The following is a 15,792-nucleotide window of genomic DNA, read 5'->3' on the forward strand; positions in this document are numbered from 1 at the left end:
CCTACGCCGAACGACCGTCGGAATCCCCGGTGTGGCGCCGCTACCAGTTCGTGTGTACGTCCGTGCCGTCGGGGACGGTGACATCGATAGGGCCGGTGTCACCGGCGTTGACCGTCGATTCGCCCGCACACGCAGAGACCGCGACGTAGCAGTCCCGGTCCGCGCGGAATCGGACGGTGTCGCCGGGGGCCGACTGTGGTTCTCGAATGTCGATCCGCCCGTCAGTGACCGTCGCTCGCATGAAGATGTTCAGCGTTTCGAGGACGAGAGCGGGATCGACGCCGAGCGGCGCTATCGCCTCCGAGAGGTTCTCACGACAGCCGTTCGCTTCCGGCTGATCGTAGTAGTCGGCGAGAATCCACTCGTTGCACGGGCCGTACAGAAGGTCGTGGTCACCGCAGTCGTCGGCGGTGATGGTGAGGATCGGATCGCCCTCGGTGGTGTACAGGGTGTCGTCGGTCGTCACGCTGACCCTCCCGCTCCGCCGATACGTGTACTTCGTCGAGAGTCGTTCGGTTGGGTCTTCGGCGGCGAACGCGACCAAGTCGGCGACCTGCTGGCCGGCCACGTCGGTCACGTCGAACGTCTCGCCCGCGGTGACTTCGAACGCGGCGCCACGCTTCTCGGGGATTCGTCGTTCGAGCATTGTCGACGCCGCGAAGTCGGACGGAGTGGGATATAAACCCAGGGGGCGTCAGGCGTCGCCGCCGCTGACCTCGCCGATGACCGCGGCGACCAGCATGATCACCGCAAGCACCGTCGCGAGGGCGCTGATCGTCGGCGTGAGGCCGGTCCGCAACTCCGTGTAGATGATGACGGGAACGGTTGTGGTGCCCGGCGAGATGAGGAACTGGGTTGCGGTGAACTCACCGAACGAGACGACGAAGGCGATCAGAGCGCCGGTGAAGACGCTCGGCGAGATGATCGGGAGCGTCACGTTGAGCGCCGTCTCCAGCCAGTTGGCGCCCATGATCAGAGAGGCCTGTTCGAGCGTCTCGTCGAACGTGACGAGTCTGGCACGGATGATCAGGAACACGTATGGGAGCGTGAGCACCACGTGCCCGAGGATCAACACGGGGTAGTCGCCGGGGAGCCGGATCATCCCCGCGTACTGGACGATGGCGAGTCCCGTGATGACCGGCGAGATCATCAGCGGGAGCAGAAGTACCGTCGAGACCGTCTGCTTGTACGGGAAGTCACTGCGGACGAACCCGAAGGCAGTAATCGTCCCGATGAGTCCGGAGACGACCGCCGATGCGACTGCGACGACGGTGCTGACGACGAGTGCGTTGAGGATCTGGCTGCTCCCCGCCAGCTCGCCGTACCACTGCAGACTCAGGCCGTCGGTCGGAATCGTCGGCACCGACGACGTCGTCAGCGACGTGATGATGACGAGCGCCACCGGCACGAGCAACAGCGCGTAGACGATCAGCGCGACCGGCAGGTAGCCGAACCTGAATCGACTGGTCCGATTCATAGTTCACCCAACACCTCCCCGAGGTTGACGTAGCTGTTGAACACCATGAGCAAGACAAGTAGGATGGTCGTGTAGATGACCGCCAAACTCGACGCGAGACCGAGGTCGAACGTCTGCGAGTAGGACTGCTCGATGACGTTCGCGATCATCGTATCGCTCGGCCCGCCGAGCATCGCCGGAGCCAGGAACGACCCGGTCGCGAGGATGAACACGATGATCCCGCCGGCGACCACACCCGACAGACTCAACGGGAGGATCACCGAGCGCACGGTCCGCAGTTGGGTCGCCCCGAGGATACGAGACGCGTCGATGAGGTCCTCGTCGATGGATTTGAGCGCGTGGTAGATCGGAAGAATCGCGAATGGCAGGAAGACGGTCGTGAGACCGACGATGACGCCCTTTGTCGAAAACAGGATGCCGAAGTCGGTGCCGAGCAACTGGACGAGTGGGCTGGACGGGAACAGCAGGAGCTGAATCCCGAGATAGCGGATCACGTACGCGATCCAGAGCGGGAGGACGACGAGTCCGAGGAGGAACTTCTCCCGCGAGGACCGGAAGGCGATGTAGTACGCGAGCACGTATCCGAGCGCAAGGGTGACGACGGTGGTGAGCGCCCCGAAGTAAAACGACCGCCCGAGCGTCACGAGATAGATATTGCTGAACGCCCGCTCGTAGTTGCTGAAGAGGCCGCCGCCCCCGAAGTTCAGGCTGTTCCAGTAGAGAAACAGAATGGGGACGATATAGAAGACGGTGAGAAACCCGAGTCCGAAGGCGGCCAGCGAGCGCGACGAGACGCGGCGTTCGACGAACTTCGGGACGGGGATGCCTTCGATGATCATGCTTCGAGAACGATTACGTTGGACGGGTCGAACGTCAGGGCGACCTCGTCGCCGATGTCGACGTTGGCGGAGGTGCTCGTGTGGAGCACGGCCTGAATCCCCTCGCCGGCGTCGATCAGTACCTCGCTGTACGTACCCAGATATTCGACGTTCGTGACGGACCCTCGAAGCACTCCGTCACCGGCGTCGGCGAGGCTGAGGTCCTCCGGTCGGAGGAACACTTCGACGTCCGCACCCGGGTCGAAGCCGTCGAGCGACGCCGTATCGGTCGGAACCGTTCCAATCGGGGTGTCGATCTGCGGCGGGTCGTGGGACGCCACCGTGCCCGGAAGTCGCGTCGACTTCCCGACGAAGTTCGCGACGAACCGGTTCGACGGATCGTCGTAGATTTCGGTCGGCGTTCCCTCCTGCTGTTTCTCCCCGTTGTTGAGGACGAGAATCTTATCGGACATCGAGAGCGCCTCCTCCTGGTCGTGGGTGACATACAGGGTCGTGACCTCCACCTCACGTTGGATCTGCTTGATTTCGTTGCGGAGGTCCTGGCGCAGTACGCGGTCGAGACCAGTCAGCGGTTCGTCGAGGAGGAGGATGTCGGGTTCGTAGGCGAGCGCCCGGGCGATAGAGACGCGGCGTTCCTGACCGCCACTCAGTTCGGTGGGTCGGTGATCCCGGTACTCGGAAATCTGGACGAGGTCGAGATACTTCGTGATCTGCTTCTCTCGCTCGTCGGGGTCGAACCCGCTCATCTTGAGGCCGTATTCGATGTTCTCCTCGACGGTCATGTGGGGGAACGTCGCGGAGTCCTGGAACACCAGCCCGATGTTTCGCTCGTTCGGGGCTTGTCCCGTCACGTCGTCGCCACGGAGGTAGATCCCGCCCTCGGTCGGGTCGACGAGCCCGGCGATGGTGCGTAGCGTGGTACTCTTTCCGCACCCACTCGGACCGAGCAGCGTGCCGAACTCTCCCTCCTCGATCCGGAAGGAGAGATCGTTGACAGCACGTAAATCCCCGTAGAATTTCGTCAGGTTCTCAACTTCGAGCATACCGACCCGTTTTGTGGTATTGTATTAAATCTAGTGCTACTCTCACACGGTACATGTGTACAATATCTTACTGAACCACCACTTGTTGCGGATGATATTTCGAATTCGCGCAAAAGAGCGTACGGCGTGGGGCGTCCGTCTCCACCGAACGGCGGCGTCGGCGCCCCACGAACCGGCGGCGAGACCACCGCGCTGCCGTCGGTCCGGGGCGTGGCTCCGCCGACACCGGTCGTGGAGGGTTTATCAATCGCGGAGCGGAATCGGTCGACGATGAGGCGTGATCGCATCGCCCGTTCGCTCCGTGACGGCGCCGAGCGACCCGGATCTCTCGCCCCAGCGTACGGCGGGTACTGCGTCGTCGGCGTCCCCGGAACGTGTCTCTCGGTCCTCGATGCGGCCCCGGCTGGCATCCCGACGCTGCCGCCGGACACCTATCGTGACGCCGATCACGGGAGAACGACCACCGTCTTGGTCGTGCTGATCGACGGGCTTGGCTACGACGGCTGGTGTCGCGTCGTCGACGACGACCAGCGCCGGACGGACCTGTTGGAACGGTTCGAGCGTCGCGGCACTGTCACGCCCCTGACGGCCCCGTTTCCCTCCGAGACGGCGGCCGCTCTTCCCTCCCTCCACAGCGGTCGCTACCCCGTGGAACACGGGTCGCTCGGCTGGTGGCGACATCTGACCGGCGTCGGGCGCGTCCAGTCGCTCCCGTACCTGACCGCGGCGGGCGAACCTGTACGGACAGTCGCTCCCGAAACCCCGCCGGCCTCGGAGACCCTCTACGACGTCGAGTCGCTCTACGAGCGGATGCCAGCGGGCGTGCGAACGGTGCTGTTCAGGCCCGCCGCGTTCGACGACCCGGACCCGGGTGGGTACGACGCCGGCGCCGACGCGTACGTCGGATACCAGTCGGTTCCCGAACTGGCCGCCGCCGTGCGACGCGAACTCGAAAACGAGGGGACACAGTACCTGTTCGCGTATCTCCCCCAGATCGACGCCCTGTCCCACGAGGCAGGCCCTCGGGCCGAGGCGACGGCGTCGCAACTCGAAGACATCGTGGCGTCTCTGGATCGGGCACTGTGTCGCGTCGACGCCGAGCGCGCCCGTGAGACGCTGGTGGCCGTGACGGCCGATCACGGCCACATCGAGACCGACGGCCACGTCGATCTGACGGGCAACGACGTTGTGCGGCGTGCCCTCGCCGAAGCCGCCGACGGGACCCGGATTCCGCCGCTCGGGAGTCCCCGACAACTGCAGTTTCACCTGCGCGACGGCCGGGTCGAGACCGTGCGGCGCGTCCTCGAACGGACGGTCGACTGTCTGACGTTCTCCCGGGCAGAGTACGTGACCGAGGACCTGTTCGGCCCCGGCGACCCCACCCCGGCGTTCGAACGGAGCGCGCCCGACCTGCTCTGTGTCCCCCGAAGCGAGAGCGTGTGGTTCGGCGGGGACACCCCAGAGGAGGTGGGGATGCACGGCGGTCTCTCCCCCGCGGAGATGCTGGTGCCCTTCGCCGTCGCGAACCTCCGGACACTCCAGTAGCGGCCGGCGCCACGTCCCGTCACTCGGATCGGTCGGCGTCTCCGCCTCGGAAACACGACACAATGTATATCACCGCTCTGTCTGCTCGATAGCTACATGGCACAGGGAAATCCGTTTGCCAACCCCGCAATCAGATACGGCGTCGGCGCGAGCGGTGCGCTGGTAATCGCCTTCGTCGCGTACACCTACCTCGACGGGACGATGCAACTCGTCGCGTACCTGATCGCCGCGCTCGACTTGCTCGTCACGCCACAGGTACTGAAGCGCGCGGGGACCGCCTGACACGGCGGTCGCCCCGTCGCAGCACCGGACCGGTCTCATCAAGCCCCCTCCGAGAGACACGCCCGACAGTAGCGGAACGTCGCCGCGGATACGTCACGCTCACAGCGACAACACGTAGGCGACCGGGCGGATGCCCCGTCCGCGAGCGTCTCGAACGGGGCGGCACGGTCGCCGTCGGCCGTCTCGAACAGGTGTCGCCGTTGTGGCGGCCGACCATCGCGCTCCCGCACGGTCAGCCACGTCCCGATACTCGCACCGAGCGTCGGAAGTATCCAGACTGTCCACTCCATCGTTCGTCAATTGTTTTGTAATCTATCTACAAAAGCCTATTTTTCCATGTTTTATCAGAACTATTGAGCGATTGTTTCACGTATTGGCTGAAAAATTGGTTCCCGGTGGTTCCTGTGCCGGCAGGGTGGCGTCAGGAACGTTCGACGGCGAAGAGTCGCTCGTTGTTCGACGCGTAGACGAGGTCCCGGCCGGCGACGACCGAGCCGACGGTGGTGTTGGTTTCGATCTGCCACCGCGGTTCGCCGTCGTGTGAGAAGGCATAGAGCCGGTCGTCGTTCGACCCGGCGTACACCGTCTCGGCGGTGACGGCCGGTTCGTACACGGTGCTGTTCTGGTCGGTGAACGACCACCGCTCGGTCCCGTCGGCACGGTCGAGCGCCACGAGAGTACCGTGGTCGCGTCCGCTACACCCGAGATACACCGCGTCGGGGCCGACGACCGGTCGCGTCCCGCGTTTCGGCGACGGCGTGTCGCGCTCCCACCGGACGGTCCCGTCGTCGAGATTCAGGGCGAGCAGTCGTCCCGACCGCCCCGGTTCGGTCGACGTGGCGACGTACACCGTGCCGTCGGCGACGGTCGGCCCCCGGGTTTCGGTGTCGGTCCGGTGTTGCCACCGTTGCTCGCCGTCGGTCCCGAAGGCGGTGACGACGCCGTCGACGCGGTTGGTGAAGACGACGCCGTTCGGGGTCGCCGCGGGCCGCGTGAGACGCTCGCCGCCGGTCGAGACGCGCCAGTCGACCGCCCCCGTCTCGGCGTCAATTGCGAGCAGGTCGGCGGCGTTCGCGTACACCCGTCCGTCGGCGACGGCGACGGCGCCGCGAAGCGGGTCATCGACGACCCAAGTTCGTTCACCGCTGGATCGATCGAGTGCCCGGAGACCGTCACAACCCGGCAGGTAGATCCGGCGGTCGTCGACGGTGATGTTGCTGTCCAGACAGAGGCGCTGTTCGAACTCGCTCTCGTCATATTCGACCGTCCACCGCGTGCTGCCGTCGGCCGGTGACAGCGCGTGCAGCGTCAGTCGCTCCATCACGTAGAGGTCGCCCTCGTCGATGACGGGCGGGCCGCGGATGCTCGCTTGCCAGCGGATTCGGTCGGCGGAGGGACCCGACTGGCCGACACAACCGGCGGCAGCACCGACGAGGCAGGCGCTGATACTTTGGAGGGTTTGTCTGCGGGAGACCATACCTCGTGACGCATTTCATCCGAAAAGAAGCCTTCGCAGTGTCGCCGCCACAGCCACAGTCAGCGGTGTTCGCCCGGTCGGCCCCGCCGACGCGCCAGTGCGGAGACGGCGGGTGGATCGGCGCGGCCTCACAGGCCGGCGAGGGCCGCATAGAAGATCAGCAGCGAGAGGGCCACCCCGAGGATGACGAAGGCGGCGTTCTCGGCGGACGGCGTCTCGGGTTCGATTGGCTCCGGCACGTCGGGTTCGGCGTCCTCGCCAACCTCGTCGAGGCCGAACCGCCACTGCGACTCGCCCTCGTCGCGGTCCTCCTCCGGAACTGCGCTCATGGTCCTCGATAACGCCCGATCACTGAAAGGGATACCGACCCGCGGCGGCGGGTCACCGCTTGTGTTCTCGTGGGGTCACGTCGCCCTCGTAGACGACGCCCCGGTCGGCGTTGATCGTCACCGTCGTGCCGTCGACGACGTCGTCCGGGAGCGGCGCCCCGCTGACCATCGGTACGCCCCGTTCCCGGGCGATTACCGCGGCGTAACTCGTCATCCCCGGCCGGGCGTCGACGATGCCACCGATGCGGCCGGTGTCGCCCGCGAACTGGCCGTCGAAGGTCGCCGGGAGGACGACGATGGCGCCGTCGGGGGCGTCCGAGAGGTCGCCGTCCGGACACCGGAAGACGGGGCCGGCGACCCGCCCGCTCACGACGTTTCGGCCCGTCGCGACCGTCTCCGAGGCGACGTGGACCTTCAACGTGTTCGTCGTGTTGGTCCCTTCGAGTTCCGTCATCATCCCCGTGAGGACGACGACGGTGTCGCCGCTCTCGGCGGCGCCGGCGTCGATGGCGGCGTCGACCGCCGCGTCGATCATCCCCTCGATGTCCTCACGGTAGGCGGCGTACTGGGCGTCGACCCCCCACGAGAGGGCGAGTTGCCGACGGACCCAGTCCCGCGGCGTCGTCGCCACGACAGGGACGCTCGGCCGGAACTTCGCGGTGGAGCGAGCCGTATAGCCCGACTCGGAGACGGCGACGATAGCCGTCGCCCCGAGGTCGCGGGCGAGATAGCGCGCCGCCCGTGCCAGCGCCTCGGTCTGGGACCCCTCGGCCGCCGCGGGCACCCGTCCCTCAGTCGTCTCGCCGTACTCCGCGCTCTCCTCTACCTCGCGGACGATACGGTCCATCGTCTCGACGACGCGAACCGGGTGGTCACCGATGGCCGTCTCGCCCGAGAGCATCACCGCGTCCGTCCCGTCGAGCACCGCGTTCGCCACGTCGGAGGCCTCCGCCCGCGTCGGTCGCCGGGCCGAGACCATCGAGTCCAGCATCTCCGTCGCCGTGATGACGGGGACGCCCGCGTCCTGTGCGGTCCCGATGATCCGCTTCTGTATCATCGGGACGTCCTCCAGTGGGCACTCCACCCCGAGGTCGCCTCGGGCGACCATCACGCCGTAGGAGGCCGCGACGATGCCGTCGACGTTGTCGACCGCGCCCGCCCGCTCGATCTTCGAGACGACCGGGATGTCCCCACCCGCGTTCTCGATGGCGTCGGTGACCGCGAGGACGTCGGCGGCGTCGCGGACGAAACTCGCCGCGACGAAGTCCGCCCCGCCTTCGACGGCAACCTCGATGTCCCGACGGTCCCGCTCGGTCACCACGTCCAGATCGAGGTCGACGCCGGGGACGTTCACCCCCTTTCGACCCCCGAGTTCGCCCCCGGAGACGACGCGGGCGGTCACGGTGTCGCCGTCGACGGCCGTCACACGCGTCTCGATCCGGCCGTCGTCGAGGAGAACCCGGTCGTCGGGGTCGACCGCCCCGAGGGCATAGGAGAGACCGATCTCCTCGGGCGTCGCGGCGTCACCCTCGACGAATCGAACCGCCGAGTCGGCCGCCAGGTGGATCGGCTCGTCGAGCGGGGCCGTCCGGACCTCCGGACCCTGAAGATCGAGCATCACCGAGAGTGGGTCGTCGGTGGCGGCGTCGACCGCGTGGACCCGCTCGATCAGCGCCGCGCGGTCCTCGTGGGTGCCGTGGCTCGCGTTGAGGCGGGCCACGGACATCCCCGCGTCGGCGAGTTCGCGGATCGTCGCCCGGTCGTCGGAGGCGGGGCCCAGCGTACAGACGATCTTTGCCCGTCGCATACGGCCCCTTCGACGGGCCGGGTGAAAAAGCCGGTCGGCCTACCGCACCCGCTCGCCGGGGTCGGCGTCCGCGAGCGTCGTCAGGAGGTCCGCCTCCTCGCCGGCGGCGAGGACCATCCCGTTGGACTCGACGCCGAACAGTTCCGCCGACTCCAGATTCGCCAGCACTACAACCCGCGTCCCGGGCAGGCTGTCGAGATCGTGGAGTTGCTTGATGCCCGCGACGATCTGTCGCTCCTCGACGCCGATATCGACGACGAGTCGCGCGAGGTCGTCCGCCCCCTCGATCCCCTCGGCCTCCAGAATCTCGCCGACTCGCATGTCGAGGTCCTGGAACTCCTCGAAGCCGATCCGGTCGGCTTCGACGGGTTCGAGGGTGGTATCGGTTTCGGCGTCGTCGTCCGCGTCGGCGTCACCCTCCTCGTCGCGTTCCGCTTCCGCGACCCGCGCTTCGAGTTTCGCGTTGAGTTCCTCGACGCGCTCTGCGGGAATCTTCTCGTAGAGTTCGTCGGGTTCACCGAAGTCGGGGGCGGGCGGTTCGAGCGCCGCGTCGACGGTCACGTCGTGAACCGACCCCTCGCCGCCGACCTGCGACCACAGGCGATCAGCGGTGCCGGGGGCGACCGGCGCAAAGAGGACGGAAACAGCCTTGGCGACTTGGACGCAGTCCCGGAGCACCTGTGCCGCCCGTTCGGGGTCCTCGTCGACGAGGTTCCACGGTTCGTTCTGCTGAATGTACTCGTTGCCGAAGGAAGCCAGCGAGACGGCGGCATCGCCGGCGGCCCGCACCGAGTAGTCGTTGACCGCGGCGGTGAACTCGTCGATGGCGTCTTCGATGCGCTCGCGCACCTCGGTCGAGAGGTCGGCGTCGGGCGTCCCGTCGAACTCGCGGTGGGCAAAGAGCAGGGCGCGGTAGGCGAAGTTGCCGACGGTTCCGACGAGTTCGTTGTTGACACGCTCGCGGAATCGCTCCCACGAGAAGTCGACGTCCTGCTGGAAGCCGCCGTTCGTGGCGAGATAGTACCGCAGGAGGTCCGGATGGAAGCCCTCGTCGAGGTATTCGTCGGCCCAGACGGCGCGGTTGCGCGAGGTCGAAAAGCCCTGGCCGTTGAGCGTGATGAACCCGCTCGCCATCACCGCACGCGGTTCGACGTAGTCGGCGCCCCGCAACATGGCGGGCCAGAAGACGGTGTGGTGTTGGATGATGTCGCGACCGATGACGTGAACCACCTCTCCGCCGGACTCGTCCGCCGATCCCTTCCAAGCTTCCTCCCAGTCGAAGACGTCGGCACCGACGCGCTCGGAGTACTGCTTCGTCGAGGCGGCGTACTCGATAGGCGCGTCGACCCAGACATAGAGCACGAGATCACTCTCGTCGCTCGGCTCCTCGCCGTCGGGGTAGTCGATCCCCCAGTCCATATCGCGGGTGATACACCAGTCGCGGAGTTCCCCTTCGATCCACTCCCGGGGCTGGTTTTTGGCGTTTGCCGTCCCCTCGAGACGGTCGATGAACTCGGCGAGGTAGTCTTGGAACGCCGAGACGCGGAAGAACTTGTGGGTCTGTTCCCTGTACTCGGCGGGGTTGCCGGTGATGGTACTCTGAGGGTCCTCGATCTCCCCGGGTTCGAGGTGGCGGCCACAGCCCTCGTCACACTCGTCACCGCGGGCGCGTTCGCCACAGTAGGGACAGGTCCCCTCGACGTAGCGGTCCGGGAGCGACTGCTCCTCCGCGGGATCGTAGGCCACCATGATCTCCTTCTCGTAGACGTGGCCGTTCTCGTCCAGCGTCCGCACGATTTCGCTCGTCAACTCGACGTTCGTCGTGTCGTGGGTGTGGCCGTAGTTGTCGAACTCGACGCCGAACTTCGGAAACGTCTCCGCGTAGGTCTCGTGCCACTCCAAGGCGAACGTTTCGGGGGAGACACCCGCCTCCTCGGCGTTGACCGCGACAGGGGTCCCGTGCATGTCCGATCCGGAGACGAAAGCCGTCTCCTGGCCCAGTGTTCGCAGGGCGCGGGCGTAGACGTCCCCGCCGACGTACGTTCGCAGGTGGCCGATGTGGAGGTCGCCGTTGGCGTAGGGCAACCCACAGGTCACCACCGCCGGTCGATCCGTGGGGAACTCCTCGTGGCTCATACGTGTCCAGTGGGCGATGGACCCCTAAAGCCCGCCGGTTCGGGCGCCCGCGGCGACCCGCGCGGTCACGCCGGTGTCGCCGCGATGGCGACGTACGTCCCCTCCCGGGTCGGGCGCGGAACGGTCGCCACACGCTCGACGGTCAGCCCCGCGTCTTCGAGACACCCCCGCCAGTACACCTCGTGGTCGTCGACCCCGTCGGGCGTGATCGGCAACTCCAGCAGTCCGACGACGCCGTCGTTCGCACACACCCGTCGGAGTTCCGCAAAGGCTGCCGCCCGCCGCTCTTCGGGCACGTCGTGGAGCACCCGACAGGCCGTGACGGCGTCGACCGAGCCGTCCGCGAGGGGGAGACGGCCGGCGTCGCCCGCGACCGGAGCGACATCGACGCGTGCAAGTGTCCCGTTCCGTCGCGCCAGCGCCGGGCCGTTGCCCAGGATCACCCGGTCGTCGAAGGGGTCGAGACCGATCACCGTCGCGTCGTCGGGGAGGTGTGGCGCGAGACCGACGACCGACCGCCCGGTGCCACACCCCACGTCGAGGACGCGGTCGGCACCGTCGAGCGACAGGATCGAGCCGAGGGCGTCGTACTTGCTGCGGTCGAGCGCCCACGGCGCCGGCGAGCAGAGGCGACGGGTCGCGTCGCCGCCACGGTAGAGCGACCCCGCCGCGACGCCGGCAGCGACCGCCCGGAGCGTCCGCCCACCGCGCCGGTAGGCGACGGCGGCGGCGGCGAGTAGAACGCCCGCGGCGGCGATCCGACCCAGGCGCTCGCGCCAGTGATACACGCCGAAGAAGTACGGCCGGAGCATGAGTGGAGTCGACGCCGCGACAGCATGTAACTGACGGGGGATCGAACAGCTTTTCCACGCGCCCGGCTACCGCCGACTATGACACTTGGCCCCACTGAGCGTGTCCGTGGCGTCGAACGGTCCAGCATCCGCTACATGTTCGACATCGCGGAGGAGATGGACGAGGACCTCGTGCGCCTAGAGGTCGGCATCCCCGATTTCGACACGCCCGAACACGCCGTCGACGCCGCCTGTCGGGCGGCGCGGGACGGCCACACCAGTTACACCACCAACGCCGGCAACCCGGAACTCAGGACGGCCATCGCCGACCACATGGCCGGCGACTACGGCGTCCAGGTCGACCCCGAGGAGGTGATCGTCACCGCCGGCGGGATGGAGGCGCTCCATCTCGCCGCCCTCTGTACCGTCTCGCCCGGCGACGAGGTGGTCTTCCCGACGCCCGGCTTCCCCAACTACTGGGTTCAGATTCGGATGGCCGACGGCGTGCCCGCGCCGGTCCCGATGCCAACCGAGTCGGGCTTTGCCCTCGATGCCGACCGTCTCGTCGACGCCATCGGCCCCGAGACGGGGCTGGTGATTCTCTGTTCGCCCAACAACCCCACGGGACGGACGTACGATGCCGACGCCGTCCGCGCCGTCGTCGACGCCGCCGCGGAACACGACGCCTACGTCGTCGCCGACGAGGTGTATCTCGGCCTCTCCTACGAGCGCGATCCCCAAGGCGTCGCCGCCATGACCGGCCACCCCGAGAACGTCCTCACGGTCAACTCCTGTTCGAAGCGCTACGCCATGACCGGGTGGCGAGTGGGGTGGCTCGCGGGGACGACCGAAATCGTCGATCAGGCGACGAAGATTCACGAGTCGACCACCTCCTGTGCGTCGAGTGTGAGCCAACACGCCGCCCTCGCGGCGCTAACCGGGCCACAGGACGACGCCGAGGAGATGTACGACGCCTTCCGCGAGCGCCGCGACTACGTCGTCGAGCGAGTCGCCGACATCGAGGGGTTGACCGGCCCGCGACCCGAGGGAGCCTTCTACGCCTTCCTCGACCCGGATCTCCCGGGGACGAGCCTGGAGATGGCCGAACACCTCCTCCGGGAACACGGCGTCGTTCTCGCGCCCGGCGACGGCTTCGGCGCGGCGGGTGACGGGTGGCTCCGCCTGAGTTTCGCCAACAGCCTCGACCGCCTGGAGACGGGACTCGACCGCATCGAACGCGCGCTCGCCGACGCTCGGTAGCGCGACGGGCTTTTGCCCGATGGACGGTATCGTTCCACATGGCACCGGTCCTCGACCGCCTCGTCCCACCGCCGCGGACCGTCGACTGGTCGCTGTTCGCCACCACCGGCGTCGCCGTCGCGACCGGTATCGCGGGGTTCTGGATCGGCCACCCCTCCGACGCCGCCGTCTTCTGGGTACACGCCGTCGCTGGCCTGTCGATCCTCCCGCTCCTAGTGGCGAAGTTCCGCCGAGTCGCCGCCCGTCTCCGCGACCGGCGCGCCTGGGACCGTGCCACCCCGCTTTCGGTCTGTCTCGCGGCCGTCGCCGTGGCCGCCGGCGCGACGGGCGTCGGCTGGGCGCTCGGCGCCACCGCGCCGCTCGGAGTCTGGACGCTGCTCAACCTCCACATCCTGTTCGGCCTGCTGATCGGACCGCTCCTGCTGGCACACCTACGGTCGCGCTTTCGCCCGCTCCGCGGCCGAGACGTCCGCAGCCGGCGGGTCGCGCTCCAGTACGCGGGGCTGGTGGCTGCCGGCGGCGCGACGGTGTGGCTGTTGCGGAGGGTCGCGACCCTCCTAGAGACGCCCGCGGCGACCCGGCGGTTCACCGGCTCGCGGGAACTCGACGACGGCGACGCCCTCCCGGTCACGAGTTGGGTGGCCGACGACCCCGATCCGATCGATCCGGGAGCGTGGACGCTCACCGTCGATGGGGAGGTCGACCGGCCGCTGGCGCTCGGCGCCGAGGACCTGCGGCCCGGGGCGGCACGGCGAGCCGTCCTCGACTGTACGAGCGGGTGGTACGCCGAGCGTGAGTGGCAGGGACTCGACCTCGGGGCGCTCGTCGACGCCGCGGAGCCGACTGCGGACGCCGCGTGGGTGACGATTCACTCGGTGACGGGCTACCGGTGGAGTCTCCCACTGTCGGAGGCGCGGGGCGCCCTGCTAGCGACGCGGCTCTCCGGCGAGCGCCTCGAACACGGCCACGGCTACCCGCTTCGACTCGTCGCGCCGGATCGCCGCGGCTTCCAGTGGGTGAAGTGGGTCGAACGGGTCGAACTCCGGCGGCGGCCCGACCCACGTCAGTGGCTCGCCGTCTTCGTGAGCGGGGTTTAGCCGTCTCGGATGGCGCGTTCGGCGGCCGCGAGCGTCGCCTCGGGGTCGAACTCGCCGACGATTCGTTCGAGGGTGGGCCGGTCGGCGTCGGCCAACTCGCGCGCGTGCGTCGTAATGTTCGGGATTGCCCGCAGAATGTTGTCGACGACCGGCACGTCCGCGACCCGGGCCGACCGCGACATCGGGTTCAGGTCGATCACGATTTCGACTTTCCCGAGATCCGAAAGCGCCGCCGCGCGGTCGCCGTCCTCCAGTGGCACCAACACCACGTCGGCGTCGGCGATGCCGTCAGCGTCCACCTTCGCGCGCTCGTGAGCCAGATTCGGGATGCGGGCGTCTGCGGCCAGCCCTTTCACCCCGGTCGCCCCGTGGTCGCGGAGGTGCTCGGCGATGGCCCGCATCCGCTCTTCCGTGCGGTTGAATAGGTTCACCTCGAGGTCGGCCCCGACGGCGTCGGCGAGAGCGACCAGTTCCGCGGGGACGAGCGCCGCCGCGTTGCCGTTCACGGAGACGACGGGGTGATCGGCCAGGAGGAGGTGAGCGGCGGCCGCCCGCGCCGCCGCGTCCGCCGAGGGGATGGTCCGCTCGCCGAGCAGGTAGTCGAAGGCCTCGCCACGACCCTGTGCGATAAGGCCCTGTCGGCTGGTGATCCCTTTCTCGACGCCCGCCTCGACACGGTGGCGGGTCACCAGCGAGTCGTGACGCGGGTGGTCCGCCGGAATCTCGGCCTCGACCATGCGCGACCGATACGCCGGCCCGAACAAAAGCGCCCCGATCAGTCGGCGACGAGGTGTGCGCCCGCGTCGTAGGTCCGACAGACCGACGCGTCGTAGCCCGCGTCGGAGAGTCCCGATCCGAGCGCGAACACCGTCTCCCCGAGCATCGCCATGGACGCCCGCCCACCGGCGTCGTCGACAGCCGAGAGCACGTCGGCCAAACGGTCGGTCACCAGCCCCGTCTCGTCGGCGAATCGTCGCGATTCGTCGATCAGTGTCGGCAGGGTCGGCCGCTCCACCAACCGCGAGAGCGCGTCCTCGCCGGCGGTCACCAGTCGGTCGGTGTCGCCGGCGAGAACCTCCGCCGTCGAGAGGTCGCCAAGCGCGAGATACTCCACCCGCGTCCGTTCGGGGACGGCGTCGAGACGGCCGTGTGTGGGTGCGCCCGGATCGAGACGGATCGGCACCCCGCCGCGGGCTTGGGCCACCACGTCACCGAGACCGGTCCCCGCCATCACCTCCGCGCGGTGGGCGAGGGTTACGAGGGCGTTCGCCGACCGCTCGCAGCCGAACGCGTGGTTGGCCGCGAGCGCCGCCCCGAGGGCCATCGCCCCCGAGACGCCGAACCCCGTCCCCAGCGGCGGGTCGCTCTCGGCGACGACCCGCGCCCGGTCGGCGACGTCGAGCGCCGAGAGTACCGTCGTCACGGCGTCCATCGGGAGGTGATCACCGTCGAGGGTGATCCGGGGGGCGTCGCCGTCGGCCGGCCGTACCGTGACGCGGACGCCGTCCGAGAGGGTCACCCCCGCCCCGCGCGACCCCGCACGCCCGGGGTCGTCGTCCGGATACGGGCTAAAAAAGCCGGTGACGTGACCGGGGACGAACGCCGTCGCGCCGGGTCCCCGCGACTGCTCGCTCATGTCCCCGAGGAGGGGCCGGGGGTCGTTAAGCCCTGTCGGAACGGAACGAGACGACTCGGGGACCGTCGACCGG

The 15,792-nt window shown here is 68.1% G+C and carries 16 protein-coding genes; 4 read left to right on the forward strand and 12 right to left on the reverse strand.

Features of this window, described 5'->3' with window-relative positions; all coding sequences use genetic code 11:
- Nucleotides 1–40: 40 nt before the first annotated feature.
- Genes NO878_RS07445 through NO878_RS07460 form a run of 4 tightly spaced genes read right to left on the reverse strand, consistent with a single transcriptional unit; the run spans nt 41 to nt 3,359 of the window.
- Complete coding sequence (locus tag NO878_RS07445; protein ID WP_256405327.1) at nt 41–646, reverse strand: DUF1989 domain-containing protein; 606 nt, start codon at nt 644–646, stop codon at nt 41–43.
- Nucleotides 647–694: 48 nt separating this feature from the next.
- On the reverse strand, nt 695–1,477 hold the full coding sequence (locus NO878_RS07450; protein WP_256405328.1) for an ABC transporter permease: 783 nt from the start codon (nt 1,475–1,477) through the stop codon (nt 695–697).
- Nucleotides 1,474–2,316, reverse strand: a complete 843-nt coding sequence (locus NO878_RS07455; RefSeq protein ID WP_256405329.1) for an ABC transporter permease — start codon at nt 2,314–2,316, stop codon at nt 1,474–1,476. Before NO878_RS07455 ends, NO878_RS07450 begins: the two co-directional genes overlap by 4 nt.
- Nucleotides 2,313–3,359 (reverse strand): ABC transporter ATP-binding protein, encoded by a 1,047-nt coding sequence (locus tag NO878_RS07460; protein ID WP_256405330.1) that lies wholly within the window; start codon nt 3,357–3,359, stop codon nt 2,313–2,315. The genes NO878_RS07455 and NO878_RS07460 overlap by 4 nt, the downstream gene beginning before the upstream one ends.
- A gap of 270 nt (nt 3,360–3,629) precedes the next feature.
- On the opposite strand from NO878_RS07460, the gene NO878_RS07465 reads away from it, so the two are divergent.
- Nucleotides 3,630–4,904 carry an alkaline phosphatase family protein gene (locus NO878_RS07465; protein WP_256405331.1) on the forward strand — a complete coding sequence of 425 codons (1,275 nt, stop codon included), beginning with the start codon at nt 3,630–3,632 and terminating at the stop codon, nt 4,902–4,904.
- 96 nt (nt 4,905–5,000) lie between these two features.
- Entirely contained in the window at nt 5,001–5,186 is a 186-nt protein-coding gene (locus NO878_RS07470) for a hypothetical protein (protein ID WP_256405332.1), read from the forward strand.
- Nucleotides 5,187–5,224: 38 nt separating this feature from the next.
- On the opposite strand, the gene NO878_RS07475 is transcribed toward NO878_RS07470, so the two are convergent.
- The 6 genes from NO878_RS07475 to NO878_RS07500 all read right to left on the reverse strand — a co-directional run bounded on the left by NO878_RS07475 (nt 5,225) and on the right by NO878_RS07500 (nt 11,747).
- Nucleotides 5,225–5,476 carry a hypothetical protein gene (locus tag NO878_RS07475; protein WP_256405333.1) on the reverse strand — a complete coding sequence of 84 codons (252 nt, stop codon included), beginning with the start codon at nt 5,474–5,476 and terminating at the stop codon, nt 5,225–5,227.
- Nucleotides 5,477–5,607: 131 nt separating this feature from the next.
- A complete protein-coding gene (locus NO878_RS07480) occupies nt 5,608–6,663 on the reverse strand; it encodes an outer membrane protein assembly factor BamB family protein (protein ID WP_256405334.1) in 1,056 nt (351 codons plus the stop codon).
- A 128-nt stretch (nt 6,664–6,791) separates the two neighbouring features.
- A complete protein-coding gene (locus NO878_RS07485; RefSeq protein ID WP_256405335.1) occupies nt 6,792–6,992 on the reverse strand; it encodes a DUF7312 domain-containing protein in 201 nt (66 codons plus the stop codon).
- 52 nt (nt 6,993–7,044) lie between these two features.
- Entirely contained in the window at nt 7,045–8,799 is a 1,755-nt protein-coding gene (gene pyk, locus NO878_RS07490) for a pyruvate kinase (protein ID WP_256405336.1), read from the reverse strand.
- Between the two features lie 39 nt (nt 8,800–8,838).
- Nucleotides 8,839–10,935: a methionine--tRNA ligase gene (gene metG, locus NO878_RS07495; RefSeq protein WP_256405337.1), complete on the reverse strand. Its 2,097-nt coding sequence runs from the start codon at nt 10,933–10,935 to the stop codon at nt 8,839–8,841.
- 65 nt (nt 10,936–11,000) lie between these two features.
- Nucleotides 11,001–11,747, reverse strand: a complete 747-nt coding sequence (locus NO878_RS07500; RefSeq protein WP_256405338.1) for a class I SAM-dependent methyltransferase — start codon at nt 11,745–11,747, stop codon at nt 11,001–11,003.
- A gap of 78 nt (nt 11,748–11,825) precedes the next feature.
- Between NO878_RS07500 and NO878_RS07505 the strand changes: the two genes are divergently transcribed.
- Both NO878_RS07505 and NO878_RS07510 read left to right on the forward strand, forming a co-directional pair.
- On the forward strand, nt 11,826–12,986 hold the full coding sequence (locus NO878_RS07505; protein ID WP_256405339.1) for a pyridoxal phosphate-dependent aminotransferase: 1,161 nt from the start codon (nt 11,826–11,828) through the stop codon (nt 12,984–12,986).
- Nucleotides 12,987–13,024: 38 nt separating this feature from the next.
- Nucleotides 13,025–14,083 carry a molybdopterin-dependent oxidoreductase gene (locus NO878_RS07510; protein WP_256405340.1) on the forward strand — a complete coding sequence of 353 codons (1,059 nt, stop codon included), beginning with the start codon at nt 13,025–13,027 and terminating at the stop codon, nt 14,081–14,083.
- Here NO878_RS07510 and NO878_RS07515 read toward each other — a convergent pair.
- Complete coding sequence (locus NO878_RS07515) at nt 14,080–14,820, reverse strand: 4-phosphopantoate--beta-alanine ligase (RefSeq protein WP_256405341.1); 741 nt, start codon at nt 14,818–14,820, stop codon at nt 14,080–14,082. The two genes, NO878_RS07510 and NO878_RS07515, sit on opposite strands and share 4 nt — an antisense overlap.
- A gap of 38 nt (nt 14,821–14,858) precedes the next feature.
- A complete protein-coding gene (locus NO878_RS07520; protein ID WP_256405342.1) occupies nt 14,859–15,719 on the reverse strand; it encodes a pantoate kinase in 861 nt (286 codons plus the stop codon).
- Nucleotides 15,720–15,792: the final 73 nt, after the last annotated feature.

This window comes from Haloplanus ruber (assembly GCF_024494725.1).
GTDB classification, from domain to species: domain Archaea; phylum Halobacteriota; class Halobacteria; order Halobacteriales; family Haloferacaceae; genus Haloplanus; species Haloplanus ruber.